Origin of the sequence: Nocardia sp. NPDC023852 (assembly GCF_040639505.1) — a bacterium.
Classification (GTDB): Bacteria; Actinomycetota; Actinomycetes; order Mycobacteriales; family Mycobacteriaceae; genus Nocardia.
In genome coordinates, this window is sequence record NZ_JBFAAB010000013.1 from 135,995 (window position 1) to 162,801 (window position 26,807).

Below are 26,807 nucleotides of genomic sequence, written 5' to 3' on the forward strand. Positions count from 1 at the left end.
CGTCGGCGAGGTCGTAGGCTGCGCGGCTATGACGATCCTCGGTATCGGCTTGGACTTGGTGACTATCTCCGAGTTCGCCGAACAGCTCGAACGCGCCGGAACCACGATGCTCCGGGAAAGTTTCACCGCAGGCGAGCGGCGATACTGCCAGAGTAAAGGGACCGATCCGGCGCGCAGCTACGCGACGCGGTGGGCGGCGAAGGAGGCTGTGATCAAAGCATGGGCCTCCTCCCGGTTCGCCCGCCGCCCGCAGATCGGGGACAACCCTTATCCCCTGATCGAGGTGGTCAACGACGCGTGGGGCAGGCCGAGCATCAAGCTGCACGGCCTCGCCGCCGAATTCCTCCCACGGGTAAGGGTTCATCTGTCGCTGACGCACGATGGCGACACCGCGGCCGCGATGGTCGTGCTGGAAGACCCGGGCGAGCCGGCCGATATCGTCGAAGACTGAACAAATATCAGGTCAACGCGGAAGTGATCCCGGCTCGCGCCGGGATCACCCGCTACCGTTCGCTGGCGGTGCGTGATTCCTTCTCCGCCACGAGCAGGTAGGCGACCATCAGTCGCTTGAGCTCGGAGACCGCCTCCGCGTGGCTCTGATCATCCTGCACCGAGAAGTTCAGCATCGAATAGACCACGTGCACCAGCACTTCGGCCATCATGGTGCGGCGCGCCCGCGGCGTGCGCGGGGTGAGCGGTCGCAGCATCTGCGACACGACCTCGGCGAATTGCTTCTCGTGGATCGCTCCGGTAGTCCGGGTGGACGGAGTGGACTGCATAGCAAGCCAGACCTCCCGCCGGGACGGGTCGGTCATCCAGAGGTTGGCCAGGTGATCGACGAGCTGGTTCATGTGCCGCAACCAGTCCAGTGACGGAATCCCGCCGTGGAAATCGGCGAGCTCCTGGGAAACGGCAACCAAGTCTTGCCGATTCAGCTCACACACGATGACGTACTTGTTGGCGAAGAACTGGTACAGCGTGCCGATCGGTACCTCCGCACGCGCCGCGACCTCTTCACAGGTGAACGACTCGAACCCGACCTCGACGAGCAGTTCCCGGGACGCCTGTAGCAGGGCATCGAACTTGCGTTTGCTGCGTTCCTGCGTCGGCCGACGCCGCGGCATGAGCTCCCGTGGGTCGTCCTGCAGCTCCAACGCAGGGTCCAGACGTTGTTTCGACCTGGCCTCCGCGCGTACTTCCACGCATCCAGGCTAACGGTAGGGCACGGGCGCGACACGCGCATGTGCGGTGTTTGTTCAGGTCCGTTGATTTTCCGCACCCATCCGCGACGAATATGGCCTCGAACACATACCGAGCGCGCGTGCGTTGTGACGTGTGTTCCGAGCATGGAATCCATGGGGCTCATGGCATTCGGCAAAGCTCGTTGTCCCGGTCAATGCGCACAGGGAAGGGGTGGTCTGTGGTAGCTCGATCAGTGATAACTCTTGGCGTTTCCACTGAACGTGGTGCCGTGCACGCGGTAGCGCTCGCCGATTGCGGGACGCTGTCCGAGCGCGTTCTGCTGCATCGGTCGAAACATACGCATGGTGACACCAAGGCGGACGTAGCAGCGGCGGTAGCGACGGTGCTGGACGAACTCGCCGCCGACCTCGGGCCGGACCGGGAGATCGGCGGCGCGGCGGTCGCCTACCGGGACGCCGCTGAGCGGCGGACCATCGTGTCCGCGCTGGCGGCCGGTCCATGGCACACCGCCTCGATGGTTTCGGCCAAATCCGCCCACCTGAGCGTGGCGAGCTTGATGACCTGGCTCGACGAATTCGACAACCTGCTGGTCGGCGAGGTCGTGCCCGGGTATCAGGCGTTCACCCTGGTCGACCGAGGTCGCCGCCGGGTGCTCGCCGCGGTCGGTCAGGCGGGCAGGGCGACATCCGAATCGCTCGGCATGGCTGTTACGGCGGCGTGGGATCAGCTGGAGGCGGCCGCGACCAGGCCGGACGCGGTGGTGCTGATCGGGTCGTCGGCCGCCGAGTCGTCGGTGCTCGCCGCGGTGCAGAGCTTCGGCGCACCGGTGATCCCATGCAGGATGGCCGCTTTCGCGTCCGCGGTGGGTGCGGCGGCGAGCGCGCGGGTGGCTGTGGACGGGTTCGACGAGCCGGTCGAGGAGGTGGTGCCTCGGGTGCGTGGCGGAGCGGCGATGTTCGCGGCGGCCAGCGTGCTGGCGGGCGGGTTGCTCGTCGGCGGTGTCTACGCGATGAACGGTTTCGTGCGGCCGACGTCCACCGCGGTGACGGCCGACGCGCGAGTGACGGCGGATGGTCGCGTCGTCGTCGCCGGCTCGGTCGGTGCCGGTGACCGCGGTACGGCCCCCGGCGAGCACGGATCGGGGCGGCCTGCCCAGACGGGCGGATCGTTCGCCGAGCCGACAGCGGGGATAGGAGGTCTCGCCGTCCGCCTGCCACTGTCGGCGCAGCCCGGGGGTGCTCCGGTGCCGCTGGTGTCCGCCGAAGTCGGGTACGAGGTGGGTACGAACGCCACGGCGTCGCTGGTACCCGGTTCGGGAATCCCGACGACCACCGAGGTCGGCACGCCCAATGGCGCGCTGCTCTTTCCCGGTGAGGTCCCGCCGCCCTCCATGTTCTCTCCGGAGGCCGCGGATTGGTGGGACAAGCACTTTCGCATGATGACGCAGTGGGGAACCCGGCAGGTGCTGCCGACGTAGCGTGCACGGACAGCGACGCGAATCGGGCCCGGCGCCCTTGCGGCGCCGGGCTTTTCGCTGTCCGGCTTACACCGACAAGTCGCGGCGCAGCCGGGCGACGTGTCCGGTGGCGCGAACGTTGTACTGCGCGTCACTCTTGACGACGTGACGTTGAGCCCGGCCCTTTGTCGTTCTAGAGGAGGCGCCGGACTGACTGTCGTCACTCGACGGGCCTCGCGAATTCCTGTTGAACCGCGCTCGCCGATATACCGAGAACGAGCGCGGTCCCGCTATCTGATCGCTTACCAGGTTCCACAGAGTGTCGGACTCGGCGCGCTGCCGGTACTGAGATTGTGGATCAAACACAGCAGGGACTTCGGGAGGCTGGCGCTACCCGATGTCAGCTCGCCCGCCACGGAGTTGGTGTCGGCCATCGCGATAGGTGCGCCAACTGCCGGCATTACACACGCCCCGGCTACCAATGCGCCTGCCATCGCCCGTCGAATACGCATATTGTCCTTCTTCATCGCTCGGCCCCGACCGAGAACAGTCAACGGCCACGGCGCTACCTGGGCCAGACAGGGATTTCGGGGGCCCTGACTCTATGGGCGCCCCGCGGCCTTCGCTCTGGAGCCATATCACTGTGGGACAACCACTTCCGGATGATGCTGCAGTGGGCGGCGCAGCAGATCGTCCCGACGTAGCTCGGCCGCACGGCAAAGCCGAGGTCCGGCATGCGGATGCCGGAGCATTGTCGTCCGGGGACTACACCGACAGGTCGCGGCGCAGCTTGGCGACGTGTCCGGTGGCGCGGACGTTGTACTGCGCCACCGCGATCCTGCCCTCCTCGTCCACCAGGAAGGTGGAGCGGATGACGCCGACGACCGTCTTGCCGTACATGGCCTTCTCGCCGTACGCCCCCCATGCGGTGAGCACGCTGCGGTCGGGGTCCGACAGCAGCGGGAAGCTCAGCTGTTCGGCGTCGCGAAACTTGGCCAGTTTGGCGGGCTTGTCCGGCGAGATACCGATGACGTCGATGCCCGCGCCGTCCAGGTCGGCCAAGTTGTCGCGGAAGTCGCAGGCTTCCTTGGTACAACCGGGCGTGCTTGCGGCGGGGTAGAAGTACACGATCACCTTGCGGCCGCGGTAGCCGGCGAGCGAGACGTTATTGCCGTCGGCGTCGGGCAGCGTGAACTCGGGCGCGGTGTCGCCGGGTGAGAGTCGTTGGTTGATGGTCACCTCCAGCACGGTAACCGAATGCCCGGACATCGCGCGGAAGGGAGATCGTCGCGCGGCCCGAGAGCGCATAGTGGGGACGGATAGACTCGTTCGCGAGCGCTGGGTGCTCCGCGAACGGCCGACACGACGGCGTGGTTCGTGCCCCGGGCGCGGCAATCGACTACAGGAGGGTTTGAACGTGGCAAGGGATACCGAGCGGATCGAGCAGGACATCGAGGCCGCCCGCACTCGGCTGGCGAGCACACTCGACGAACTCGCGGTACGCACGGATCCGCATCGGCTCGCGGACGACACCAAGCAGATCGTGGTCGCGAAGCTCAACGAGCCGAAGGTGAAGTACGGCCTGATCGGGGCGGCCACCTTGATCGTCGGTCTGGTTCTGCTCAAGATCTTCCGCTGACCTGATAAACGACGACACCCGGTATGGCCGCGGCCATACCGGGTGTCGTCGTTTATCAGGTCAGTCAGTTCAGACCGTCGGGCAGGCGAAGCCGTCGCCATCGGGATCCAGGTGCGGACCGTAGCCGGGTTCTCCGCGGAAGAGCGGTGCGTGTCCAGCGGCGCGGGCATCGTCGCAGTTGGCGTAGGCGCCTCCGGCCGAGCCGGTCTGCGAGTAACCGGCCGAGCCGGTCGCTGCGGAGCCGGTATCGACAGCCGACGAACCCGTCCCGGCGGAGCCGGACGGAGGGGCGGCTTGGGCGGCGGGTGCCGCGAGCAGGGCTAAACCTGCGGCGGCAGCGCTGACGGTGAGCCGACGAACGTTCATGTATTCCTCTGTCTGGTTGCTGCGGTGGATGGGCGCCCAACCGGACGCCGCATCCACTGTTGTGACGGCTCGCCCTGTTGTCAACTGCGGGGGAACGGAACCAGGGCATCAGGAGGATGTGGCTATGGCGCGGTCAGGTGCTGGGCCGGCCACCGCCGACGTGCTCGGCGGGGATATTTCCCATGCGTCCGGCCTGGTAGTCGGCCATCGCTTCGATGATCTCAGCACGGGTGTTCATCACGAACGGCCCGTATTGCACCACAGGTTCCTTGATCGGTTGTCCGCCGAGCAGTAACACTTCGAGTTCGCCGGTCCGATTGTCTTGGCGTTCATCGGCTGTCACGGTGATCACGTCCCCTCGGCCGAATACCGCCAGCTGTCCGTCGCGCAGCGGCCTGCGTTCCGTACCGACCGTGCCATTGCCCGACAGCGCATACACCATCGCCGTAAACTGTTGCGGCCAGGGCATTTTCAGCTGTCCGCCGGGCGCGATCGAGGCGTGCGCGTACGCGATCGGAGTGTAGGTGGAACCGGGACCGGTGAATCCACCGACTTCACCGGCGATGAGCCGGACCAGTGCGCCGCCGTCATGCGAACTCACCAGCGTCAGTTCGCCGCCGCGCAGGTCCTGGTAGCGCGGCGCCGCGAACTTCAGTGCGCGCGGCAGGTTCACCCAGAGCTGGATGCCGTGGAACCGGCCTCCGGCGATGACCATGTCCTCCGGTGGGACCTCGTCGTGCAAGATGCCCGAGCCCGCGGTCATCCACTGTGTGTCGCCTTCACTGATGACACCGCCTCCGCCGTTCGAATCGTGGTGCACCATCGTGCCGTCGAGCATGTAGGTCACCGTCTCGAACCCGCGGTGCGGATGCCAGGGCGCGCCCTTGGCTTCGTGCGGTTCGTAGGCCACAGGGCCCATCTGGTCGAGCAGGATGAACGGGTCGGCGGTGCGCAGATCCATACTGGGGAAGGGCCTGCGCACCTCGAATCCCGCGCCTTCGCGCTGGGTATGCGCGGTGACTACGCTGCGGACCGGACGCTCGCGCAGGGTCGCGTCGGGGTGCGGAAGGCGCGGCAGGACCGTGATGTCAGGCACGGTGATGGCGGGCATCGAAACCTCCTCGAAGATTGGTATCCATGTCAACCAAAAGTGATTACACTTCATTCCCATGGTCCGGTGGTTGAGTGACGACGAGCAGGCGACGTGGCAGGCCTACGTGCGGCTGCGCCAGCGTTTGGACGGGGCGATTTCGGCCGGGCTGGCCGAGGATCATTTGTCCCTCGCGGACTACGAGCTGATGGTGGCCCTGTCCGCGGCGCCGAACGGCTGTCTGCGCGCCAAGGAGCTGGCCGCCGAGGTGTGCTGGGAGAAGAGCCGGTTATCCAAGCATCTGGCCAGGATGGACGCTCGCGGCCTGGTCGAACGGCGGCCGGCGGAGGAGGACGCCCGCGGCATCATCGTTCAGCTCACGCCGGAGGGCCGCGTTGCCTTGGAGCGGGCCGCGCCGAATCACGTGGACCTGGTGCGCAGGGTGTTCGTCGAGCCGATGACGGTCGCGGAAGCACGGACGCTGCGGGCGTTGGCCGACAAGGTCGTCGCCGAGGTCGAGCAGGTAACCGAGCTGGGCGGCGCCTGATCGGCGGGCCGTCGGCCAGGACGGTAGGGTCGGCTCCGCGGCTCGATCCGGACCAGGCCGCTTCGGTGATCACCGACGGGCGGCCGGACTCGGCGGGGGCAAGTGCTCCCCGGTTTCGCGGCTATCCGATGGTTCGGCCGCGGCCGACCGATCGTCGCCACCAGCCGCGATCGCCCGGGACCTGACCGGCGAGCTGGTGGCGACTGTTTGTGGCAGTAGGGTTTCCGGCGTCCCGGTGTGCTCACAACCAGGGGGTGATCGGTGGCTTCACCCAGAGCAGCTTCTCGTCGGTGTGCGCACGCCGGGCGGCCGGATGCTCCGGATGCCGGGCCGCCCAGCGGTCCTTCTCGTCCAGCAGTTGTGCCACCGTCACCCAGGTCTCGTCGGTGCTCGGCGGGTTGGTCTCGGCAGCCCTGGCCAGCTTGCGTCGCGCGGACGCGGGCAGTGCGAGCAATTCGGATCCGGTGACGCCGCGCTGCCAGACATAGCTCGCCAACCGCCGCGCCTTCTCGGCGCGGCTCTTTGCCGCGGCGTCGCTATGTGCATAGTCGGTCATGGTGCTGTCTGTGCTGTCCACGGGGTCGGGGTGCATCGACCCTAGCCGACCGGGCGGACGGTGACCGAACGCGGCGAAGCCTCCCCACCCGTGGACAGGAAGGCCTCGCCTCGCCGGCGGGTCAGTACGCGCTGCTGACGTTGTCCATCGAGCCGTAGCGGTGCGCCGCGTAGTTGCAGGCGGCGACGATGTTCGCGACGGGATCCCAGATGTCCCAAGAGGTGCCCTCGACGTGGTACATGGCGAAGGTCGGGTCGATCACCTGCAACAAGCCCTTGGACGGGATGCCGGCGGCGGCATTGGAGTCCCAGAGGTTGATCGCCTGTGGGTTGCCGGAGGACTCGCGCAGGACGTTGCGGTGGATGCCGTTGTAGCTGCCCGGAATGCCCTTGGCGTTCATGATGTCGAGTGACTGGCGGATCCAGCCGTCCAGGTTGTTCTCGTAAACCGGCGGGGCCGGAGCCGGCATCGGCGCCGGGACAGGTGCGGGTGCGGGTGCGGGCATGGGCGCGGGGATCGCCTCCAGGGCTGCCACCTCGGCGACGGGCGCAGCGGCGGCGGGCGCAGCGGTGGCGGGCGCGGCAGCCGGCTGCTGCTCGGCCACCATGGCGATGCGAGACGGGACGCTGTCGTCGGCCACGGACACCGCGGAGGAGGCGGCTACGGCCACGACACCTGCGGCGGCGACGGCGATGGTGATGCCTTCGCGGAGCGATGGGCGGCGGAAGGAAGAAATGCGTCTGTCAGGCATTGCGAATCGGTTCCTTGGTTGGGGACTTGTCTCGATCCGGCCGCGTTCGAGCAGCAAGGATCCTGCGGCGTACGCTCGTGGACGCTCGCCGTTTCGGCCATGTGCTGTTTTGTGGTTTTGTTGTGTGGGACGCTCCGGTCCCCTGGAGCGCGACGTGCTCGTGCGTGCGATGCCGGCTCGCCTTCGGCGGGACTCGGCCGCGGTGTCGCGCGGGATCCGCATCCTCGATGCGAAGAGTCGGGCGGAAGAATGGGGATCGCCGGTTCGTTGCCGGATCCGCTCCGCCGACCGCGTGGCTGGCAGCTGCCATCCGTACGGTGGTTACCGAATCGGTGTGAACAACTCTTCGGGATAACCAAACTCCAGGTCGCTTTGTGACCTGATTGCAGAATGGTCACGCTTGGTTAACGGAGAGTGAACGGATGGCCAATGGTCGGAGCTGGCGATCTTGGAAAGCGCAGAACCGCGTTGCCGAATCGTTACCTGAGCAGGGGATTTGGCATTAAACCTGATGTGACATACATCACAGAAATTTTCGGCTGACCAACTGGATTTCGGTGGCGCGCGCGAGCGTATCCGCACCGAATCGCGACCAATGGCGCACCTGGGAAGGTCGATGTCTCGTGATTGTCACGGAGAATTTCGACGATGTCGATGCCAAAAAAGGCCATGTTCTTGCCGCCTGATTGCTGGCAAGAACATGGCTTGGTTGTGCGCCATCAGGGACTCGAACCCCGAACCCGCTGATTAAGAGTCAGCTGCTCTGCCAATTGAGCTAATGGCGCGTGCCCGTGTTGCGGTGCGGCACAAACCTTAACAGGCTCAGGCCGTAGAAGTGAAATCGTGTCCTGACCGGCGCGGATGCGATGCTCTCCCACTGTGTTAACACGGAGGGCCGCGGACCTGATCTCTCCGTTGTAACGCTGTTGTGTCGACGTGGTTTTCGCATTGGCCGGGGTCGTGACGTGCTGGCAGAATGTCCGATTGTGGTCTCGACCGCCTGCGGCGCGCGGGGTGACGGCGTAGGCGGTTGGTATCCGAAGCCATCGGTGTGTTCTGAAGCACCGAGACTTGAAACGGGGTTGAAATGAGCGTTGGTCAGGGTCGGCACGGATCGACCGCATATCGGTCGAGACGGAGGATCGCGGGGCTTGTGGTTGTGTTCGTCGTGGCCGCGCTGGCCTTGACGGCGTGTTCTTCGTCGGGCGGTACGGAGGCCGCACAGGTCGCCATCGACCGCAATCCGATCACCGAGTTGATCAAGCCGAAGCTGTTGTCTCCGGTCAAGGATGGCGCGGTGGGCGTCTCACCCGGCATGCCGATGGCATTCAAGGTCGAAGACGGCAAGTTCACCAACGTGACCTTGGTCAATGCGCAGAACAAGCCGGTCGGCGGCAAGCTGGCGGCCGATGGACGGTCCTGGGAGACCACCGAGGTGCTCGGCTACGGCAAGACCTATCGGCTGAAGGCCGACGCGATCGGCCTCGGCGGTGCGAACTCCACGATGCTGAGCTTCACCACGAGCTCGCCGGACAGTCAGACCAAGCCCTACCTGATTCCGGGTGAGGGTGAGGTGGTCGGCATCGGCCAGCCGGTGGCCATCCAGTTCGACGAGAACATCCCCGACCGCAGGGCCGCGCAAGCCGCGATAAAAGTCGCCACGGAGCCGCCCGTCGAGGGTGCGTTCTACTGGGTGAACAACCGTGAGGTGCGCTGGCGGCCGGAGCATTTCTGGGCGCCGGGAACCAAGGTGACCATCGACGTGAACGTCTATGGGCGTGATCTGGGCGACGGTCTGTACGGCCAGGACAACCTCCACTCGTTCTTCACCGTCGGTGACGCCGTGATATTCACCGCGGACGACAACACCAAGCAGGTGACCGTCGAGCAGAACGGCCAGGTGATTCGCACCATGCCGACCTCGATGGGCAAGAGCAACACGCCTACCGACAACGGCATCTACATCGTCGCCGATCGGCACGAGCGGATCATCATGGATTCCTCGACCTATGGCGTAGCGGTCGGCTCGCCGGACGGATACAAGACGCCGGTGGATTACGCGACACGCCTGTCCTACAGCGGAATCTTCTTCCATTCGGCGCCGTGGTCGGTCGGCCAGCAGGGCTACAGCAACACCAGCCACGGCTGCCTGAACCTCAGCCCGGCGAATGCGCAGTGGGTCTACCAGAACGCGAAGCGTGGTGACATCACGATTGTGAAGAACACCGTCGGCGGCACCCTGTCCGGTGTAGACGGCCTCGGCGACTGGAACATTCCCTGGCCGACCTGGAAGGCGGGAAACGCGGACGACAACCGCTGAAGCCACACCATGGGCGTTTCGAGGTACCCCGGCAGCAGGGTGTAGCGGAGGCTTCGAAACTCGGGGACTTCCGGCAAGTACCGAGTAGCAGTACGGCCCAGGCCAGGGATGCAAGTCCCTGGCCTGGGCCGCATTCGGGGTGAGCGACGTCCCGGCATACGAACCGGGAAATCCTGGTCAGCGGGCAGGAGATCGCGATCAGGTTGGTAGGGACTGTTGTGCGGTAGCGCTGGAACAAGCCCTGTAGCCGGTGCCGATGAGCGTGCGTCGAACCTGCCCGATCTGTTAGGGCTACCCCGGGATTCTCGGCTACTAGATGCGTGGGAGACGTCAGTGGCGATCGGCGCGGAAGGCGGTGAGCAGCATCGCGGTGAGCGTCGAGGTAGCCGGGTTCGGGTGGGATGTTGCTGGCGGTGAGCTGCCAGTAGAGCGGGCCGGCGAGGAAGTCCAGGTCGTGCGGGATGTTCAGGTCGTGCGGGAGTTCACCGCGTTCGATGGCGCGGCGCAGCGTAGCCACCACTCTCGCCTAGTGAACGGGGCGGGTCAGCGGGTGTCTGCGAGGTGGTCGCGCAGATAGCCGTGACGGAACTCGTACACACCACCAACCTTGCGCAGCACCCCGGAACGGTGTGCGTCGTCGAGAAACGTCATCACTCCCCACGGAAGTTTACCGGTGAGCGGCAAGACGATTCGCGCGATCAGCCACGGCCCCCACACGGGGAAATACAGTACCCAGATCAGCACGCCTGCCCCTGCGGTGGCCACCCATCCGGCAGCCCAGCGGCCCGCGCCGAGCACCTCCTCGAAGGGGAGCCCGGACGCGGGCTCGAAGGCGAACAACATCATGATCCAGAACACCGTCGCGCCACCGGCTCCGACACCCAGCCCTTGCAGGAAGGCGGTGGAGCGGTCGGTGTGGAGGAGATCGGAGGGACTGACCGTAGTTGTCGGATCGACCGGTACCCCCAGCGCCCTGATCAACGAGACCACGAACCAGATGCCGGACCCGGCGAACACGCCCGCCGCGAGACCGACCGGAATCACCGCCGCCGCAGTGGGAGTCAGCCAGCCGGCGAATCCGAAGAAGCCGCCGCCTGCGGTCCACACCAGCAGCCAAGCGGCGGTCCGCCAGCTGCGCAGTCGTTGCGCGAGGTCCCCGGCGATCTCACGCATCCGGCCTTTGGCGCGCAACTGAAGTCGGGCGGGTGTGCTTCTGATGCCGCGGCCTCGCCCGATCAGCGTCCCGCCCACAATGCCGCAGACCAGGGCGGATACCACAGTGGCCGTGATCCAGGCCGTGCGGCCGTCGTTGCCGTGCCAGTTGCCTGCCCACCCCGTGAATCCGACCACCGGCACGACCGTCAGCACAGTGACCGCGCCCGCGACCACACCGACCACCCACCTCGGGACCGCGAGAACCAGCTCCCACCATGCGAGTTCGGTCTTCTGATGGCGTTTCAGGTGCCGCGCCAGAAATCCGAGCCACTCTGTCGCCTTGTCGGGGGTGTAGTCGTCGCGCAGGTGCTTCACCCCGGCGCGGTAGGACTTCGCGTACACGGTGCTCACGAAACCCGCCAGCAGCCGGTGGGTGAGCGCCCGATGCGGGTCCGCCGCCGGATCCAGCGCCACCCGATCGAGGATGTCGAGCAGTTCGACGGGATCGTCACCGGTCTCGCTGTAGACCGTTCGGGCCAGCATGACCATCAGCGGGGTGGACAGCACCTCCATCAGCGGGGCATACCGGGGTTCGCTCCGAGCCCGCTGCAGGACCGAACCCCACTTGGTCTGCCCATTGCCGTCCCTGCGGGTGGTCAACGGCAGATGCTCGTCGATTTGCCCGGTGGTGAGATCGGTCAGCTGGACCACCGCCGCACGGCTGAGGACATCGCTGTCGGCGACCGCGCTCGCATACTCGCTCGGGCGACTGGTCAGCAGCAGCCGGTCACCGAGCCGCAGATCGGCATTGATGGCCCGAATCGCGGTGGCACGCAGCTGTTCTCCGATCTCGTCGAACCCGTCCAGCACGGGGAGGATACGCTGCTTGTCCAGCAATCGAGTCGCGAGGGTCGTGCCCTGCGCATCGGTGTCCTTCAGCTCCGGAGAAATGGTGTCCACCAGCCGATCGGCCAACCAGGTACGCAGCGGAGTCTCCGGATTCCACGCGCCGAGCGGAAACAGCACGGGCACCGGATCCCCGGAGCCCGCGGTGCGGCGCTCCAGCATGTCCAGCACGAAACGTGAAGCCAGGATGGTCTTCCCTGCCCCGCGCTGCCCGAGCACGACCAGTCGCCCGGAAGGAACGCGACCGAACACGTCGGCGATCTGCTCCAGTTGGCCGCCGAGCTGCAGCGCGGTCCGCTGCGTCCGGTCGTCACGAATGTTCGGCCAGTGATCGGAGATCTCGTCCGGCCCGTTCACCCAGCGGGTCTTCAGCGGCAGCGACTCGTTCACTCGGCGCACCTCCACCTCGTTGCTCCACTGCTTCCGCACGGCATACGCCAGTGTCTCGGTGACGGCGTCGAGCGATTCGAACGGGTCGGGCGTGATCGAGTGCTGCGACAGTTGGTTGCGCTGGGCCAGGGCCGTTAACCCGCTCAGCGCGATCGAGGCAATTCCCAACCACATGCTCACGACACCGGCATACGCGTCGGCATCTTCGGGATCGCGCCCCCGGAGCTGCAGTGCCAGCCGAATCGCCAGCGCCACAACGCCGATGAAGAACAGGGCGATCGGGATTCGATTGTTCCTACGGCGGCCCGCTGACATGATCACCATCCTGCTCTACCGTCGGTGGACCGACCGCATGATCGGTCCGGATCGCCGTGCGTTGGCCCATGTGAAGGTTCTCACCGCGGATCCCGTCCGTCGAGGCTGTGACCTAGGGCGTTCTTGTTGTCTCGCGATTTCTTCGTGGCCTGGCCCCCGTATGCGACGGAACAGTCGAATTGAATCGAGGCGTCAGAGAAGCGGTTGCTCGTGTGTTTCGGCGTCACCTGCTCGATGTGCCCGCACTCCACTGCCACCTCTGCTGTCACATCGAGCTGTCGCAGTGCAAATTCACTTTGGTTGTGGAGTTCGACGATATTGGCACGGACTGCCGGTTTGTCCCCCACGGGTTCATACACCCCGTACAGCGGGCGCCCACGTCCCGCTGTACGAACCGAGGGTCCTGCCATTCCACCAGCGGAAATGAGGGAGGGTGCGAACCGACTTTCTCGAGATTCGGTTCGCACCCTCACATCGGGGTGAGCGACGGGACTCGAACCCGCGACAGCCAGGATCACAACCTGGTGCTCTACCAACTGAACTACGCTCACCATCGCCGGTGAACAACCGGCGCGGTAGATACTAGCGCGTCACCCCTTCGACTCCCTAATCGGTTTCCGGCGAGGCGTTGACCTGGCTGGATTCCACCCCATTTTCGGAGATCTGGGCGGCGACCGCGGCGATCTCGGCGGTGGAGGGGCCGGGTGGGGCGACGAACGCGGTGCGCCGGTAGTACTCCAGCTCGCGGATGGACTCTTTGATGTCGGCCAGCGCGCGATGGGTCAGGCCCTTCTCCGGCTGGCCGAAGTAGATCCGCGGGTACCAGCGGCGGCACAGCTCCTTGATCGAACTCACGTCGATCATCCGGTAGTGCAGGTGGGTGTCCAGCAGCGGCATGTCCCTGGCGATGAAGCCGCGGTCGGTGGCGATCGAATTACCGGCCAGCGGCACAGTGCGGGGGGCGGGGACGTACTGGCGGATGTAGTCGAGCACCCGCTGTTCGGCCTCGGCCATGGTGACGGTGGAGCGGCGGACCTCGTCGGTCAGGCCGGAACGCGCGTGCATATCTGCGACCACCGCGGGCATCGCGGCAAGGGCTTGGTCGTCGGCGTGGATGACAATATCCACGCCCTCGCCCAAGACGTTCAGATCGCTGTCGGTCACGAGCGCGGCCACCTCGATCAGCTTGTCGCTGTCCAGGCGCAGGCCGGTCATCTCGCAATCCATCCACACCACATATTTGTCGGACACTCGAGCAACATTAGCCGGGGCGGACCGCAGTGCCGTCGGTACGGGGCGTTCGCTCGCTGCCTCGGCGCCGTGAACGGTCGGCGTTCGACGCCAGCCGCCGCCGATCCGGCACGGCAAACGAGGACCGGCTACACCCCTTCGAACCTGACCGGCGGAGATACAGTTTTCGCAGATCGGCACATGCGTTTTCGGTGCGACAGCAAACACTGGGTAAAGCAGTCGGAGTCAGACCGAGAGGGAGGACCTACGATGACCACCCCCCAGGAGAAAGCGGCCGAGGCACGTCAGGCGGCGCAGGAGGCGGCGCGGGTCGCGGCCGAAGCGGAGGCCGCCGCAGCGGCCGCGGAACGCGAACTCGCCGAGCAAGAAGCGACTGCCGCGGGAGCCAGCGATGCGGATGCGGTGACGGCGCCGGAGAACGCGGATCGGAAAACGCAGCACACGAAAGCCGATGGCGAGCCGAAGGAAGCCTCCGCTCGGTCAGACACCGCCGCGGAGATCGCCGCGGGATACGCATTCGAAGGCGCTGCACTGGAGCTGGGCACCGTTGTGATCGACGGAACCGTGGAACCGGCGGCTCCGATCAGGATTCCGCTGCGGATGATGAACCGGCACGGCCTGGTCGCGGGGGCGACCGGCACCGGGAAGACGAAGACGCTCCAGACCATCACCGAACAGCTCTCGCGCGCCGGGGTCCCCGTGGTGGTCGCTGACATCAAGGGTGACCTGTCGGGACTGAGCCGGCCAGGGCAGACCAACGACAAAATCAGTGCGCGCGCCGCGGAGACCGGGGCCGAGGAGTGGACGCCGACCGGGTTTCCGACCGAGTTCGTCTCGCTGGGCACCACGGGAATCGGCGTGCCCATCCGCGCGACCATCACCTCGTTCGGGCCGGTGCTGCTCAGCAAGGCGCTCGAGCTCAACGAGACGCAGGAGTCGACCCTCGGTCTCCTCTTCCACTGGGCGGACAAGAACGGCCTCGCGCTGGTGGACCTGAAGGATCTGCGTGCCGTGATCACCCATCTCACCAGCCCCGACGGAAGGGAGGACCTGAAGGGCATCGGCGGCGTTTCCGCGGCCACCGCGGGCGTGATTTTGCGCGCCTTGGTGAACCTGGAGGCCGACGGCGGCGACACATTTTTCGGTGAGCCGGAACTCGATCCGTCGGACCTGGTGCGGGTCGCGGGCGGGCAGGGCGTTGTCACGCTGTTCGAGCTGGGCGCGCAGGCGGCGCGGCCGGTGCTGTTCTCCACCTTCCTGATGTGGGTGCTCGCCGACCTGTTCCAGACGCTGCCCGAGGTCGGCGATGTGGACAAGCCCAAGCTGGTCTTCCTCTTCGACGAGGCTCACCTGCTTTTCTCGGACGCCTCGAAGGCATTCCTGGATCAGGTCGAGCAGACCGTCAAGCTGATCCGGTCCAAGGGTGTCGGAGTGTTCTTCTGCACCCAGTTGCCCACCGACATCCCGAATCAGGTGTTATCCCAATTGGGTGCGCGCATCCAGCACGCGCTGCGCGCGTTCACCCCGGACGACCAGAAGGCGCTGTCGAAGACCGTGCGCACCTACCCCAGGACCGACAGCTACGACCTGGAGAACGCGCTCACCTCGCTCGGCACCGGTGAGGCGATCGTGACGGTGCTCTCGGAGCACGGCGCGCCTACCCCGGTCGCCTGGACCAGGATTCAGCCACCGCGTTCGCTGATGGACACCATCGGAACGGACGCGATCAAGTCGCATGCGCTGACCAGCGCGCTCGCCGCGAAGTACGGGCAGACCGTCGACCGGGAGTCCGCCTACGAGCTGCTCGCCGCGAAAGTCGCGGCAGCGGCGCAGGATCCGGAAACCGCCCAGGCTCCGGGCCGCGCCACGCGCGAGCAGGAGTCGACCGCCGAGCGCATCATGAAGAATCCCGCGGTGAAGGGATTCCTACGGTCGGCGGCCGCCGCGGCGGGTCGTGAGATCAGCCGCAGCCTCTTCGGCACCCGCCGCCGCTGAGCATCGGAAACGGCCGGACACCGGATCCCTGGCGCCGTGCTTGTCCGGCTCAGTGTCCGATGTCGGCCGGCGTCGAGAGCAGGGTGAGCGCTGATCATAGCGTTGTGCCCGCGTAGATGATCTCGGCCTCGGGAAAGGCTTTGCGGTAGGCCCCGCAGCGAGACCTGACCACCACCACCACCACCTCCTCGTCGAGGACGTAGGTGGCGGTGCCGTACTGATCGGCGATGTCGGCGAGGGCGCGCCGCCGAGGGTGATCCTGCCGTCGACGTGGCGATGCCAGGATCACGCCGAGTGATAGGGCTGTGGGCTGGTCTTTTGCGCATCTTTGACCACCGGCGGGTGGTTCTTGACAGGTTGCTGACGCGGACCGTGGCGGAGGTCTCTCAGCCGCCGAGCTTCCGGTAGAACGCGCCCGCGATGGGTGCGGTGAACGCGCGCGGACCATATTGGCCTGCGACGCTCATCCCTTTGCTGATCAGGCCGGGAACCACCCGCATCTTGTTGCGGGCCAGGGCGTCGATGGACACCTTGGCGGTGTATTCCGAAGAGACCCACATGAAGTCGGGCACGATGCGGTCCACGATCGAGGCGTCCGCGGGATCGGGGGTTTCGGTGCGAACCGGGCCGGGGGCGAGCAAGGTGACGTGCACCCCCGAGTCCTTCAGCTCGCCGCGTAGTGACTCGGAGAAGGTGTTGGCGAACGCCTTGCTCGCGGCATAGGTGGCGTTGTTCGGGATCGGCATGTTGCCCGCCGCCGAGCCGCTGATCAGGATGCCGCCGCCACCGCGGGCGATCATGCCCGGCAGCACGGCAAGCGTCAGATCGTGCACCGCGACGGCATTGAGCTCCATCTGGGCGCGCTCATCGGCCGGATCGAGTTCGGCGACCGCGCCGAAGGTCGCGATGCCCGCGTTGTTGCACAGAATGGCGATGTCGCGGGCGGCCAACTCCTCGACCAGCTCATCGCGCTGGGTGCGGTCAGCCAGGTCGACCGCGCGGACCTCGGCGGCGATCCCGTGCGCCAGTGTCAGCCGCTGCGCGAGTTCGGTGAGCAGCTCACCGCGGCGGGCGACCAGGATCAGCGAGTAGCCGCGGGCGGCGAGTTCGGCGGCCAGCGCGGTGCCGATGCCGGAGGAGGCGCCGGTGACGACCGCGCGGTTCTCGGAGGTGGGAGGGGGCAGGCTCACCTGGTGCAGCATAGAGGGCGCAGCCGGACGAAGTCCGTCCGCAGCCCGCTACTTCCGCGCCGGTACTGCCGAACAGGCCGCTGTCCTCGACGTCGACGATCGCACCGCTGCGGTGACGGTCGCGCTTGAACGGGGCTGCGGCGGTTGAACAGACCTCAGTCGGCGAGGTAGCGCAGCATCACCACGGTGTTGAAGTGCCTCGTCTCGGCCAATCGGAGCTGCATGCGCTTGTCCAGTGATGGGAAGAGCGGTGTGCCGCCGCCGAGCACCACGGGCGAGAGGAACAGCTGGTACTCGTCGATGAGCCCGTGTGGCATCAGCGAGGCCGCGAGGCTCGCGCCGCCGACCTCCATGACGCCATCGCCTCCGGCCTTGAGCCTGCGGACCTCCTCGACCGCGTTCTCACTGACCAGGGCGCTGTTCCAGTGGACCTCGGTGAGCGTCCGGGAGAAGACGACCTTGGGCTTCTCCGTCCAGAGCCCGCCGAACTCGCGCTCGATGCGCGATGCGTTCTCGGGCACGTGCGGCCAGTACTCGGCCATCAGCTCGTACAGCCGGCGGCCGTGCAGCGAGACCTCGATCTCGCGGTACCTGTCGTTGTGGAACTGGTGCAGTTCCTCGTCCGGGACAGTCCAGTCGATGCTGCCGTCGCGGTCGTTGATGTAGCCGTCCAAGGACACGCCGAACGTGTAGATCAGTTTCCTCATGACCGGGTAGACCTCCTACGCGCTCGAAACTCATCGGCGCTCATCGGACCTGTCCGGAGTGGCCGGTCAGCTGTCACCGATCCAGGGTCGAGGCTAGTCGGGTGCGTGAGCTCGATCGAAGGTACACCACCCTCGAGGCAGGCTTGCTCAACGCGGGACGCGACGACGGCCACCTGGTGCGGCGCCGGGGGTGCCGCGGACCAGATGGCCGCTGGATCGATCGCCGCCAACCCGACGGGCGATCGATCCGAGAACGCACGACCGGCGATCGGTGGGTGGGCCACCGATCGCCGGTCGTACCTATGGAGTTGTCATCGCGAGAGCGAGTTGCGCAAATCGGTGATGGTGGCGCGGCGCTCGTAGGCGATCCAGGCGAAGATCGCGGCGAGCACCAGTGGGAAGATCCCCATCAAGGGCTGGTCGGCGAGGAAAGCCTGCGTCCCGGCGGCGAGCACGGTGAGAACGGACAGACCCGCGGCAGCCAGGGCACTGAGCCGTGGCACCATCAGGCCGATACCGCCCGCGACCTCCACAACTCCGATGAAGATGAGCAGCCCGAGGGGGATGGTCAGATTCTCGGGGGCGTTGTCTGTCAGGGCGTTCGGCATCACGAGCTTCGGCCCGCCGGAAGCGATGATGAAGAACAGGCCGAGCAGGATCTGCAGGGTCCACAGGGCGCGGTTGCGGATCTTGCCGGGACGGTCGGTGACGTCGTTGGAGAAGTCAGCGGTGGGGTTCGCGGAGGTCATTTTCTGGTCCTTCTGGTCGGTCGCGCCGGGTTGGTAGCGCGTTCAACAGATAGGACGGAACACCGCCCGAGATCTCATCGCTGGGCGGAAAGATTTTCCGAACCGCTGCTGTTCGGCTCAGCGCCGGATTCGGTAGTCGACCGGAATTCTGCTGCTCGGGTAGCTGACCGGCGGCGGTCGGCTCCCTGCGCTGAACCACGGATGACACTCTGCGTGCAACGAATCAGGCCGCGCCGCCGTGTGCACAGGCCAGCCGCCGGGCGTCGACCATGTCGATGACTGTCGGAGCTGCGTCAGAGGCGCGCGGCCAGGCGGGTGCCTTGGTCGATAGCTCGTTTGGCGTCGAGTTCGGCGGCGAGGTCCGCGCCGCCGATGAGATGGACGTTGACGTCCGCGGCGCGCAGTGGGGCGACCAGATCGCGGACGGACTCCTGACCGGCACAGACGACGACGTTGTCGACCGGGATCAGCTGAGGACGTTCGCGTTTCGCGCCGAAGCTGACATGCAGCCCGTGGTCGTCGATGCGCTCGTAGTTCACACCGCCGATCTGCTCGACGCCCTTGGCTTTCAGTGCCGCGCGGTGCACCCAGCCGGAGGTCTTGCCGAGGTCTTTGCCGAACGGCGTCGTCTTGCGTTGCAGCAGAACCACTTCGCGCGCGGCGGGAGCGGGCTTGGGTATGGTGAGCTGGCCGGGGACCTGCTCGTCGTCGGAGGTGACGCCCCACTCTTCCTTCCACTCGTCCAGCTTCAGGGCGGGATGTCCTTCGACGGTGAGGAATTCGCTGACGTCGTAGCCGATGCCGCCGGCACCGATCACGGCGACGCGCTTGCCCACCGGCTTCTTCTCGCGCACCAGCTCGGCGTAGGTGAGCACCATGGGGTGGTCGATGCCGGGGATGTTCGGGATGCGTGGCCGCACGCCGGTGGCGAGCACCACCTCGTCGTAGCGGCCCTCGATGAGTTCGTCGGCGTCGACCCGCTTCATCAGATGCACAGTGACGCCGGTGATCTCGAGCATCCGCTGGTAGTAGCGGATCGACTCGTCGAACTCCTCCTTGCCCGGGATTCGGCGGGCGATGTCGAACTGTCCGCCCACCTTGTCGTCGGCCTCGAACAGATCGACGCGGTGGCCGCGCTCGGCGAGGTTCACTGCCGCGGACAGCCCGGCCGGGCCCGCGCCGACCACCGCGATCCGCTTGGTGCGGCGAGTGGGCAGCAACGTCAGCTCGGTCTCGTGCCCGGCGCGCGGATTGAGCAGACAGGACACGGTCTTGTGCTGGAAGGCGTGGTCCAGGCAGGCCTGGTTGCAGGCGATGCAGGTGTTGATCTCGTCGACCCGGTCCTGCGCGGCCTTATTCGCCCACTCCGGGTCGGTGAGGAACGGGCGGGCCAGGGAAATGAGCTGGGCGTCCCCGCGAGTCAGGATCTCCTCGGCCACCTCGGGCATATTGATCCGATTGGACGCGCAGACCGGAATGCTCACCTGGGCGGTGATCTTCGCGGTGAACTCCACGAACGCCGCGCGGGGCACCGAGGTCACGATGGTGGGCACCCGTGCCTCGTGCCAGCCGATGTCGGTGTTGAGGATATTCACCCCGGCTGCTTCGAGGTTCTGGGCCAGCGCGATGATCTCCTCGATGGTCTGCCCCTTCTCCACCAGGTCGGCCATGGACAACCGGAACACGATGAGAAAGTTCGGGCCGACGGCGGCGCGGGTGCGGCGCACGATCTCCACCGCGATCCGGCGCCGGTTCTGCGCCGAGCCGCCCCACTTGTCGGTGCGCTTGTTGGTGCGTGCCGCGAGGAACTGGTTGATGAAATAGCCTTCGCCGCCCATGATTTCGCAGCCGTCGTAGCCGGCGAACTGGGCGAGCTGGGCGCAGCGGGCGTAGTCGTCGATCGTCTGCTCGATGCCCTTGGTCGAGAGTTTGCGTGGCCGGAATGGATTGATCGGGGCCTTGATCGAGGAGGCCGACACGCTGCCGGGCATATAGGAGTAGCGGCCCGCGTGCAGGATCTGGATGGCGATCTTGCCGCCCTCGGTATGTACTGCCTTGGTGATCGCACGGTGCCGGTACGCCTCGGCCTTATTGGTCAGCTTGGCGCCGAACGGCAGGAGCCAGCCGGTGCGGTTGGGTGCGTAGCCGCCGGTGATGATCAGGCCGACGCCGCCGCGTGCGCGTTCGGCGAAGTAGGCGGCCAGCTTGTTGGTGTCCCAGGCGCGGTCCTCCAGGCCGGTGTGCATCGACCCCATCACCACGCGGTTGCGCAGGGTGGTGAAGCCGAGGTCGAGCGGCTCGAACAGATGGGGGAAGGAACTCATCGGTGAGTCTCGCTTTCTCCGTCACTCCGCGCGCGGGCTGACGCGCGGGTGCAGTGCGTGCAGAACTTCGTCGCACCATTCGACGAACCCCGACTCCACGCGGATGCCGGCGCGCAGGACGAGGTACTGGTGCAACGCTGTCCCGGAGAGCTGGCTCGGGACGGGGAAGTCGCGTTTCTCGATGACCAGGTACAAGTCGAGCCGTTGCGCATGCTGGTCACGGTGGCGGGCGACCTCGGTGCGCAGCGCGTCGATATCGCCGTAGGCGGCGGCGCGGACCTTCACCGCGAGCTCGTTGCGTGGGGTGCCGGAGTCGAACGGCTCGGCAATCCAGCGGGCCAGTTCGGTGCGACCCGCTTCGCTCACCGAGTAGACCTTCTTGTCCGGTCTACCCTCCTGGGTCACCGACTCGCTGTTGAGCCAGCCGGACTCCGCCATACGCTTGAGTACCCGGTAGATCTGCTGGTGGGTGGCGCTCCAGAAGTAGCCGATGGATTTGTCGAACCGGCGCGCCAGCTCATATCCCGAGCCGGCGCGCTCGGTCAGCGATACCAGCAACGCATGCTCGAGGGCCATGCGGTCAGGGTAGACGGTACATTCGGTACTATGCAACTTGGTGCATAGACGCTCCGCAGTGCTTTTCGAGCCGTATTGCCCCGGACGGACATGCGCGAGTGGCCCCGTGCGCGGGTGTCGGCGGATAGGCTGCGCGGCATGACCGAGGTGAACGCGCGGGCGACGGTCGGACAGGCCGCCGGGCGCGGGCAAGTGGTGGCGTGGGGGTTCTGGGACTGGGGGTCTTCGGCGTTCAACGCCGTCATCCTCACCTTCGTCTTCTCGGTGTATCTCACCGACAAGGTTGGTGACGATCTGCCCGGCAAGGTCTCCGCCAGCGCGTGGTTGGGCTGGACACTCGGTATCGCGGGACTCATTGTGGCGCTGACCGCGCCGGTCAGCGGCCAACGCTTCGACGCGTCGGCCAAACGCAAACGTTCCCTGGGCATGTTGACCGCGCTGACGATCGCCGCGATGACGCTGATGTTCTTCGTGCACGACGACTACCACGACCTGTGGCTCGGACTCGTGCTGCTCGCCTTCGGCTCGGCCTGCTTCGAGCTGGCCAACGTGCCCTACAACGCGATGCTGCGGCAGGTGTCCACCCCCGCCACAGTCGGCCGGGTCTCCGGATTCGGCTGGGCCATGGGCTATTTCGGCGGCATTTTCCTCCTGCTGATCTGCTATTTCGGCTTCATCTCCGGCGAAGGCGACAATCGCGGACTGCTCGGAATACCCACCGACGAAGGGCTGAACATCCGCCTCGTCGCTGTGCTCGCGGCCGTGTGGTTTGCCACCTTCGCGCTCCCGGTCCTGTTCGCGGTACCCGAAATGCCGCGCACGGACGCCGATCCAGGGGCGGCGAGCGCCGGATTCCTCGGGTCGTATCGAGTACTCTGGCGCGATCTGTGTGAGCTGTGGCGTGTCGATCGCCACACGGTAATTTTTCTCGTCGCCAGTGCCGTGTTCCGCGACGGGCTCGCCGGGGTGTTCACCCTCGGGGGGGTGCTCGCCGTGCGGGTCTACGGGATCGCCGATTCGGATGTGCTGCTGTTCGGCATCGCCGCCAATGTCGTTGCTGCGCTGGGCGCGATCGTCGCGGGCCGGTTCGACGATCGGGGTGGGCCGAAGATCGTCATCGTGGTGTCCCTGGCCGCCATGCTGGTGTGCGGGCTCGCATTGATCGTGGTGTCCGGCCCGCTGATGTTCTGGATCTTCGGGCTGCTGCTCACCGTCTTCGTCGGCCCGGCGCAGGCGTCGGCGCGCTCCTTCCTCGCCCGTCTGGCTCCACCTGGACGCGAGGGCCAGCTCTTCGGCCTGTACACGACGACTGGCCGCGCCGTATCGTTCCTTTCCCCAAGCCTTTTCGGTCTGTTCGTCTGGTTGTTCGATGCCGATCGCGCGGGCATCGCCGGTCTGCTTGTCGTGCTCGCGGTCGGACTCGCGGTACTGCTTCCGGTGCGGCCGCCGGGCCCGGTCGCGGCTCAGGAGGGGATCGACCCGGCGCCGGGCGAGCCGATGGGCAGCTGACGTTTCCGGTGTGCGTGCCGACTCACCGCTGTTTCGGTGGTTGCCACGCGCCCATGCCGAGTGCGATCAGCCGCATCTGCTGCACGGTGCGGTCGATGATCGCACTCTCCTCGCGCAGTGCGGCCGAAACGTAGGCGGCGATCCCGTCGGTGACCGTCGCAACCATCAGGTCGGCGGCGATCTCCAGATCGTGGGGGGGCCAGGAATCCAGGGCGCTGATCCGGGAGAGGTCGGCGACGAGTTCCCGCACGATCAGCCGCAGCTCCAGCGCGATCGCCTTGCGCAGCGCCGCGGAGCCGCCGTGCCGTTCCCGGGTGAGGAAGCCGAACAGTTCACGCTTCGGACCGACCTGCTCGAACACGAAGCGCACCGTGTCCGAGAGGCTCGCGTCGGAGTTGCGGCGCACTTCGCGTAGGGCGAGACGCAGTGCGGTGACACCGTCGTCGACCAGCGTCGCGCCCAAGTCGTCCAGCGACGCGAAGTGCCGGTAGAAGGCGGTGGGCACGATGCCCGCCGAGCGGGTGATCTCCCGCAGGCTGAGTGCGGCGACACCGCGCTCGGCGGCCAGTGCCAGGGTGCCGTCCAGGAGTGCTTGCCTGGTCCGCTCTTTGCGTTCGCCTCGGGTAGCTGCCTGCTCGCTCATCACGGTGAGCATACATCCGTTCACCATTTGAATTTTCCCAAGCTGTCGTTCGGGTCACATGTTTTGCCGGTTGACACCTGCCCCCTGTCATCGGTCACACTGGTTGAGTGTACAGACGTGCACTGAAATGTGGGTCGCACGTCCTCCGCAGACAAGAGGCATGGAGAACGAATGGTGGATCTCGTCAACCTGGTGCAGACCCTGACCTCGCCGCACCCGCTGGACCGGTACCTGGAACTGGTCCGCCCCACGCTGACCGTCCGGGACATGCGGGCCGAAATCACCCACGCGGACCGCTCCGTGCCGGGGTCGGTAACGCTCACGCTGCGCCCGACCAGGCAGTGGAAAGGCCATACCGCCGGGCAGTACGTCCAGATCGGCGTGGTAATCGACGGTGTTCGGCACGCTCGGTGCTATTCGCCGGTCAATCCGGAGAACGGCCGGGATCGCCACATCCAGCTCACCGTCAAGGCGCATCCCGGCGGTCTGGTGTCGCAGTTCCTCTACCGCAACGCCACACCCGGCATGGTGGTCGACCTGACGCCCGCCGACGGCGTGTTCCGGCTTCCCGAGCCACGCCCGGAGCGAGTGCTGCTGATCAGCGGCGGCAGCGGCATCACGCCGGTGCTGTCTATGCTGCGCACGTTGGCCGACGAGGGCCACCGGGGCGAGGTCGTGTTCTTGCACTACGCGAAATCGGCGGAGGTGGTGCCGCACCGCACCGAGCTCGACGTCATCGCGCGGCGGCACCAGAACTTCCGGATCGAGCTGCGTCATCCGTGGCGATCGAGGAGGGCCGCGAAGGGGGTCGACCCCGGCGCGCCAGGAGTGGACGTCGCGCCCGCGCAGGGCAGCGGGTACTTCGATTACGACGAACTGGAGCGCGTGGCGCCTTGGTTCGCCGACGCGCAGACCTATGTGTGCGGCCCGCAGTCGCTGATGGATGCGGTGCGCAAAGTCTACGAGGCCGAGCAGTTGGACGACCGGCTGCACACCGAGGAGTTCACCCTGTCCGTCGCGCCGATCGACGCGACGGAAACCTATGGCACGGTGAAATTCTCGGCCAGCGGTGTGAGCGCGGACAACAATGGCGCCACCCTGCTGGAGCAGGCCGAATCCGCCGGCCTGACGCCGGAATACGGCTGTCGCATGGGGATCTGCTTCTCCTGCACCGCGGTCCGCCGCACCGGCTGCACGCGCAATGTGCGCACCGGCGAGAGCGACAGTGATCCCGATCAGCCGATCCAGCTGTGTATCAGCGCGCCGGTCGGCGACGTCGAGATCGACATCTGACAACGAAGGGGTAGTAATCATGACCATCCTCACCGAAACCCAAGACGGACCACTGGTCCTGAGCCCGGAGCAGATCGAGGAACTCGGCCGCGAACTCGATGCGCTGCGCGCCGCGATCGTCGCCGATCTCGGCGAGCGTGACCGGGAGTACCTCTACTCCGTCATCAAGGCGCAGCGAGGTTTCGAGATCGCTGGGCGGGGACTCATGTACCTCGGCTTCCTTCCGCCGTTCTGGCTGGCCGCCGTGGCCGCGTTGAGCGTGTCGAAGATCCTGGACAACATGGAAATCGGCCACAACGTGATGCACGGCCAGTACGACTGGATGCGCGAGCCCGGCCTGAATTCCCGCGTCTTCGAGTGGGACACAGTCTGCCCGGCGGACCAGTGGAAGCACTCGCACAACTATCTGCACCACACTTACACCAACATCCACAACAAGGACCGCGACATCGGCTATTCCGTCCTGCGGATGGACGAGGACCAGAACTGGAATGCGCTGCGTCTCGGGCAGCCGCTGTACGCCTTCGTGCTCATGGTGCTGTTCGAGTGGGGCGTGATGGGTCACGACCTCGAGATCGAAAACATCCTGAGCGGCAAGAAGAAGTGGCCGGAGGTCAAGCAGCTGATCCTCGGCCAGTGGCGCAAGGCGAGCAAGCAGGTACTCAAGGACTACCTGGTGTTTCCCGCGCTGACCGGGCCGCTGTTCTTCCACACGCTGGCGGGCAACGTCACCGCCAACCTGGTCCGCAACGTGTGGGCCTTCGCGATCATCTTCTGCGGCCACTTCCCGACCGGCGTACAGACGTTCACCGAGGAGGAGACCGCGGACGAGACCCGCGGCGAGTGGTACATCCGCCAGATGCTCGGCTCGGCGAACATTACCGGAAGCAAGCTGTTCCACATCCTGTCGGGCAATTTGTCGCACCAGATCGAACACCACCTGTTCCCCGACCTGCCCGCGAGCCGCTATCCCGAGATCGCGCCCACCGTGCGCGCATTGTGTGAAAAATACGGGCTGCCGTACAACACCGGTTCGTTCGGCAAGCAGATCGGCTCGGTATGGAAGAAAATTTTCAAACTCGCGCTGCCGCCGCGTATGGTCGGGAGTGAACCATCTCCCGGTGTTATCGTGATGCGTCAGCGAAAGGCGAGCGAAGTGGGCGTGTGAATGATCGGGAAATTCGAAAGCAACAAGGATCTCATTCAGGAATTGACATCCTCGGGTGCCAAGCATGTCGGCAATATCGCTCACATCATCACCGGCACCGTCGTGGAGGTCACCAGGGAGATCGGTGAGTGGATCACCGATGCGATCGAGATGAACGAGGCCGCCGCCGCGGCCAGGAAGGACGCGGCAGTGCAGCAGGATCGCGACCGCGACGATGTCGCGGCCCCCGTCGCCGAGCCGTCGCCGACCGAGCCGGAGGCGTTCGTCGACGCCGAGGTCGTCGAGGCCGAGGTCGACAAGCCGCGCTGATCACCACGTCGGTAATCAGCGTCCGCGTTCGATGGCGTCGGTGATCGGATTCCGGTTTCCGTCGGTCAGCTGGTCCGGTCTACTGCAGGTGGGCTTCCACGTCCACCTGCAGTAGATGCGGCCGCGTAGTAATTCTTCACCAGAGGGGCCTTGGGCGTGCGCGAAGTAGCGCGGCGGGCGGTCGCATCTCCTCGGCTCCGAAACGAAGTTCAGCGTATTCGGCTGGCATGGGATTCCCCTGCGACGACGATTCGAATCATGGATACGCCAGGGCCGAGGGGGATTTCGAGGGGCACCCCTCGGCTCCGGCGCAGTCCCGCGTCCGGACCTCACCCCACGGTTCACCGACACGGCGAAGAAACCGGGAAATCCGCGACGATGCGACGAGTGCGACGGCCC

Annotated in this window: 26 protein-coding genes and 2 tRNA genes; 10 read left to right on the forward strand and 18 right to left on the reverse strand. The window is 66.2% G+C overall.

Annotation, left to right across the window (positions count from 1 at the left end; translation table 11 throughout):
- Nucleotides 1-28: 28 nt before the first annotated feature.
- Nucleotides 29-451: a holo-ACP synthase gene (locus AB0H00_RS19100; protein ID WP_357267823.1), complete on the forward strand. Its 423-nt coding sequence runs from the start codon at nt 29-31 to the stop codon at nt 449-451.
- A 52-nt stretch (nt 452-503) separates the two neighbouring features.
- On the opposite strand, the gene AB0H00_RS19105 is transcribed toward AB0H00_RS19100, so the two are convergent.
- The gene (locus AB0H00_RS19105) at nt 504-1,124 is read right to left on the reverse strand and encodes a TetR/AcrR family transcriptional regulator (RefSeq protein ID WP_357267920.1); all 621 of its coding nucleotides are present in this window, start codon (nt 1,122-1,124) and stop codon (nt 504-506) included.
- A 347-nt stretch (nt 1,125-1,471) separates the two neighbouring features.
- Between AB0H00_RS19105 and AB0H00_RS19110 the strand changes: the two genes are divergently transcribed.
- Entirely contained in the window at nt 1,472-2,680 is a 1,209-nt protein-coding gene (locus tag AB0H00_RS19110; RefSeq protein WP_357267825.1) for a hypothetical protein, read from the forward strand.
- A gap of 744 nt (nt 2,681-3,424) precedes the next feature.
- On the opposite strand, the gene bcp is transcribed toward AB0H00_RS19110, so the two are convergent.
- A complete protein-coding gene (gene bcp / locus AB0H00_RS19115) occupies nt 3,425-3,898 on the reverse strand; it encodes a thioredoxin-dependent thiol peroxidase (protein WP_357267827.1) in 474 nt (157 codons plus the stop codon).
- A 178-nt stretch (nt 3,899-4,076) separates the two neighbouring features.
- Between bcp and AB0H00_RS19120 the strand changes: the two genes are divergently transcribed.
- Complete coding sequence (locus tag AB0H00_RS19120; RefSeq protein WP_357267829.1) at nt 4,077-4,298, forward strand: DUF3618 domain-containing protein; 222 nt, start codon at nt 4,077-4,079, stop codon at nt 4,296-4,298.
- Nucleotides 4,299-4,367: 69 nt separating this feature from the next.
- Here AB0H00_RS19120 and AB0H00_RS19125 read toward each other — a convergent pair whose 3' ends face one another.
- On the reverse strand, nt 4,368-4,664 hold the full coding sequence (locus tag AB0H00_RS19125; RefSeq protein ID WP_357267831.1) for an excalibur calcium-binding domain-containing protein: 297 nt from the start codon (nt 4,662-4,664) through the stop codon (nt 4,368-4,370).
- Between the two features lie 133 nt (nt 4,665-4,797).
- On the reverse strand, nt 4,798-5,775 hold the full coding sequence (locus AB0H00_RS19130; RefSeq protein WP_357267833.1) for a pirin family protein: 978 nt from the start codon (nt 5,773-5,775) through the stop codon (nt 4,798-4,800).
- A 58-nt stretch (nt 5,776-5,833) separates the two neighbouring features.
- Here AB0H00_RS19130 and AB0H00_RS19135 point away from each other — a divergent pair, with 58 nt between their 5' ends.
- The gene (locus tag AB0H00_RS19135; protein WP_357267835.1) at nt 5,834-6,301 is read left to right on the forward strand and encodes a MarR family winged helix-turn-helix transcriptional regulator; all 468 of its coding nucleotides are present in this window, start codon (nt 5,834-5,836) and stop codon (nt 6,299-6,301) included.
- A gap of 241 nt (nt 6,302-6,542) precedes the next feature.
- On the opposite strand, the gene AB0H00_RS19140 is transcribed toward AB0H00_RS19135, so the two are convergent.
- The 3 genes from AB0H00_RS19140 to AB0H00_RS19150 all read right to left on the reverse strand — a co-directional run bounded on the left by AB0H00_RS19140 (nt 6,543) and on the right by AB0H00_RS19150 (nt 8,393).
- Nucleotides 6,543-6,857 (reverse strand): hypothetical protein, encoded by a 315-nt coding sequence (locus AB0H00_RS19140; protein WP_357267837.1) that lies wholly within the window; start codon nt 6,855-6,857, stop codon nt 6,543-6,545.
- 121 nt (nt 6,858-6,978) lie between these two features.
- Nucleotides 6,979-7,608: a transglycosylase SLT domain-containing protein gene (locus AB0H00_RS19145; RefSeq protein WP_357267839.1), complete on the reverse strand. Its 630-nt coding sequence runs from the start codon at nt 7,606-7,608 to the stop codon at nt 6,979-6,981.
- A 712-nt stretch (nt 7,609-8,320) separates the two neighbouring features.
- Nucleotides 8,321-8,393 (reverse strand) — tRNA-Lys (locus AB0H00_RS19150).
- Nucleotides 8,394-8,695: 302 nt separating this feature from the next.
- On the opposite strand from AB0H00_RS19150, the gene AB0H00_RS19155 reads away from it, so the two are divergent.
- Nucleotides 8,696-9,928, forward strand: coding sequence for an Ig-like domain-containing protein (locus tag AB0H00_RS19155; RefSeq protein WP_357267841.1), 1,233 nt, complete (start codon nt 8,696-8,698; stop codon nt 9,926-9,928).
- On the opposite strand, the gene AB0H00_RS19160 is transcribed toward AB0H00_RS19155, so the two are convergent.
- From AB0H00_RS19160 to orn, 4 genes are all read right to left on the reverse strand, one after another.
- Complete coding sequence (locus AB0H00_RS19160) at nt 9,816-10,448, reverse strand: TetR-like C-terminal domain-containing protein (protein ID WP_357267843.1); 633 nt, start codon at nt 10,446-10,448, stop codon at nt 9,816-9,818. The two genes, AB0H00_RS19155 and AB0H00_RS19160, sit on opposite strands and share 113 nt — an antisense overlap.
- Before the next feature lie 23 nt (nt 10,449-10,471).
- Complete coding sequence (locus AB0H00_RS19165; protein WP_357267845.1) at nt 10,472-12,703, reverse strand: NACHT domain-containing protein; 2,232 nt, start codon at nt 12,701-12,703, stop codon at nt 10,472-10,474.
- Nucleotides 12,704-13,172: 469 nt separating this feature from the next.
- Nucleotides 13,173-13,245: transfer RNA gene (locus tag AB0H00_RS19170), tRNA-His, on the reverse strand.
- 55 nt (nt 13,246-13,300) lie between these two features.
- Nucleotides 13,301-13,945, reverse strand: a complete 645-nt coding sequence (gene orn / locus AB0H00_RS19175) for an oligoribonuclease (protein WP_357267847.1) — start codon at nt 13,943-13,945, stop codon at nt 13,301-13,303.
- Nucleotides 13,946-14,194: 249 nt separating this feature from the next.
- On the opposite strand from orn, the gene AB0H00_RS19180 reads away from it, so the two are divergent.
- Nucleotides 14,195-15,940, forward strand: coding sequence for a helicase HerA-like domain-containing protein (locus AB0H00_RS19180; protein WP_357267849.1), 1,746 nt, complete (start codon nt 14,195-14,197; stop codon nt 15,938-15,940).
- A 94-nt stretch (nt 15,941-16,034) separates the two neighbouring features.
- Here AB0H00_RS19180 and AB0H00_RS19185 read toward each other — a convergent pair whose 3' ends face one another.
- The 6 genes from AB0H00_RS19185 to AB0H00_RS19210 form a co-directional block, all read right to left on the reverse strand.
- Nucleotides 16,035-16,229, reverse strand: a complete 195-nt coding sequence (locus tag AB0H00_RS19185) for a hypothetical protein (protein WP_357267851.1) — start codon at nt 16,227-16,229, stop codon at nt 16,035-16,037.
- Nucleotides 16,230-16,326: 97 nt separating this feature from the next.
- Nucleotides 16,327-17,130, reverse strand: a complete 804-nt coding sequence (gene cmrA, locus AB0H00_RS19190; protein WP_357267853.1) for a mycolate reductase — start codon at nt 17,128-17,130, stop codon at nt 16,327-16,329.
- A gap of 155 nt (nt 17,131-17,285) precedes the next feature.
- Nucleotides 17,286-17,837, reverse strand: coding sequence for a dihydrofolate reductase family protein (locus AB0H00_RS19195; RefSeq protein ID WP_357267855.1), 552 nt, complete (start codon nt 17,835-17,837; stop codon nt 17,286-17,288).
- A gap of 311 nt (nt 17,838-18,148) precedes the next feature.
- Nucleotides 18,149-18,586, reverse strand: coding sequence for a DoxX family protein (locus tag AB0H00_RS19200; protein WP_357267857.1), 438 nt, complete (start codon nt 18,584-18,586; stop codon nt 18,149-18,151).
- A 293-nt stretch (nt 18,587-18,879) separates the two neighbouring features.
- On the reverse strand, nt 18,880-20,910 hold the full coding sequence (locus AB0H00_RS19205; RefSeq protein WP_357267859.1) for an NADPH-dependent 2,4-dienoyl-CoA reductase: 2,031 nt from the start codon (nt 20,908-20,910) through the stop codon (nt 18,880-18,882).
- 21 nt (nt 20,911-20,931) lie between these two features.
- Nucleotides 20,932-21,486 (reverse strand): PadR family transcriptional regulator, encoded by a 555-nt coding sequence (locus AB0H00_RS19210; RefSeq protein WP_357267861.1) that lies wholly within the window; start codon nt 21,484-21,486, stop codon nt 20,932-20,934.
- A gap of 138 nt (nt 21,487-21,624) precedes the next feature.
- Here AB0H00_RS19210 and AB0H00_RS19215 point away from each other — a divergent pair, with 138 nt between their 5' ends.
- Nucleotides 21,625-22,995, forward strand: a complete 1,371-nt coding sequence (locus AB0H00_RS19215; protein WP_357267863.1) for an MFS transporter — start codon at nt 21,625-21,627, stop codon at nt 22,993-22,995.
- A 22-nt stretch (nt 22,996-23,017) separates the two neighbouring features.
- Here the strand turns inward: AB0H00_RS19215 and AB0H00_RS19220 are convergent, their stop codons facing one another.
- Entirely contained in the window at nt 23,018-23,638 is a 621-nt protein-coding gene (locus AB0H00_RS19220; RefSeq protein WP_357267864.1) for a TetR family transcriptional regulator, read from the reverse strand.
- Nucleotides 23,639-23,809: 171 nt separating this feature from the next.
- On the opposite strand from AB0H00_RS19220, the gene AB0H00_RS19225 reads away from it, so the two are divergent.
- Genes AB0H00_RS19225 through AB0H00_RS19235 form a run of 3 tightly spaced genes read left to right on the forward strand, consistent with a single transcriptional unit; the run spans nt 23,810 to nt 26,408 of the window.
- Complete coding sequence (locus AB0H00_RS19225; protein WP_357267865.1) at nt 23,810-24,931, forward strand: FAD-binding oxidoreductase; 1,122 nt, start codon at nt 23,810-23,812, stop codon at nt 24,929-24,931.
- Nucleotides 24,932-24,950: 19 nt separating this feature from the next.
- Nucleotides 24,951-26,099, forward strand: coding sequence for an acyl-CoA desaturase (locus AB0H00_RS19230; RefSeq protein WP_357267867.1), 1,149 nt, complete (start codon nt 24,951-24,953; stop codon nt 26,097-26,099).
- Nucleotides 26,100-26,408, forward strand: coding sequence for a hypothetical protein (locus AB0H00_RS19235; protein ID WP_357267868.1), 309 nt, complete (start codon nt 26,100-26,102; stop codon nt 26,406-26,408).
- Nucleotides 26,409-26,807 lie beyond the last annotated feature (399 nt).

Excerpts from the sequence above, each read along its gene's own strand:
- AB0H00_RS19100 (WP_357267823.1), top strand. The coding sequence starts at position 29 with ATGACGATCCTCGGTATCGGCTTGGACTTGGTGACTATCTCCGAGTTC.
- AB0H00_RS19105 (WP_357267920.1), bottom strand. The coding sequence starts at position 1,124 with ATGCCGCGGCGTCGGCCGACGCAGGAACGCAGCAAACGCAAGTTCGAT.
- AB0H00_RS19125 (WP_357267831.1), bottom strand. The coding sequence starts at position 4,664 with ATGAACGTTCGTCGGCTCACCGTCAGCGCTGCCGCCGCAGGTTTAGCC.
- AB0H00_RS19130 (WP_357267833.1), bottom strand. The coding sequence starts at position 5,775 with ATGCCCGCCATCACCGTGCCTGACATCACGGTCCTGCCGCGCCTTCCG.
- AB0H00_RS19135 (WP_357267835.1), top strand. The coding sequence starts at position 5,834 with ATGGTCCGGTGGTTGAGTGACGACGAGCAGGCGACGTGGCAGGCCTAC.
- AB0H00_RS19140 (WP_357267837.1), bottom strand. The coding sequence starts at position 6,857 with ATGACCGACTATGCACATAGCGACGCCGCGGCAAAGAGCCGCGCCGAG.
- AB0H00_RS19145 (WP_357267839.1), bottom strand. The coding sequence starts at position 7,608 with ATGCCTGACAGACGCATTTCTTCCTTCCGCCGCCCATCGCTCCGCGAA.
- AB0H00_RS19155 (WP_357267841.1), top strand. The coding sequence starts at position 8,696 with ATGAGCGTTGGTCAGGGTCGGCACGGATCGACCGCATATCGGTCGAGA.
- AB0H00_RS19165 (WP_357267845.1), bottom strand. The coding sequence starts at position 12,703 with ATGGTGATCATGTCAGCGGGCCGCCGTAGGAACAATCGAATCCCGATC.
- AB0H00_RS19180 (WP_357267849.1), top strand. The coding sequence starts at position 14,195 with ATGACCACCCCCCAGGAGAAAGCGGCCGAGGCACGTCAGGCGGCGCAG.
- AB0H00_RS19195 (WP_357267855.1), bottom strand. The coding sequence starts at position 17,837 with ATGAGGAAACTGATCTACACGTTCGGCGTGTCCTTGGACGGCTACATC.
- AB0H00_RS19200 (WP_357267857.1), bottom strand. The coding sequence starts at position 18,586 with ATGACCTCCGCGAACCCCACCGCTGACTTCTCCAACGACGTCACCGAC.
- AB0H00_RS19205 (WP_357267859.1), bottom strand. The coding sequence starts at position 20,910 with ATGAGTTCCTTCCCCCATCTGTTCGAGCCGCTCGACCTCGGCTTCACC.
- AB0H00_RS19210 (WP_357267861.1), bottom strand. The coding sequence starts at position 21,486 with ATGGCCCTCGAGCATGCGTTGCTGGTATCGCTGACCGAGCGCGCCGGC.
- AB0H00_RS19215 (WP_357267863.1), top strand. The coding sequence starts at position 21,625 with ATGACCGAGGTGAACGCGCGGGCGACGGTCGGACAGGCCGCCGGGCGC.
- AB0H00_RS19220 (WP_357267864.1), bottom strand. The coding sequence starts at position 23,638 with ATGAGCGAGCAGGCAGCTACCCGAGGCGAACGCAAAGAGCGGACCAGG.
- AB0H00_RS19225 (WP_357267865.1), top strand. The coding sequence starts at position 23,810 with ATGGTGGATCTCGTCAACCTGGTGCAGACCCTGACCTCGCCGCACCCG.
- AB0H00_RS19230 (WP_357267867.1), top strand. The coding sequence starts at position 24,951 with ATGACCATCCTCACCGAAACCCAAGACGGACCACTGGTCCTGAGCCCG.
- AB0H00_RS19235 (WP_357267868.1), top strand. The coding sequence starts at position 26,100 with ATGATCGGGAAATTCGAAAGCAACAAGGATCTCATTCAGGAATTGACA.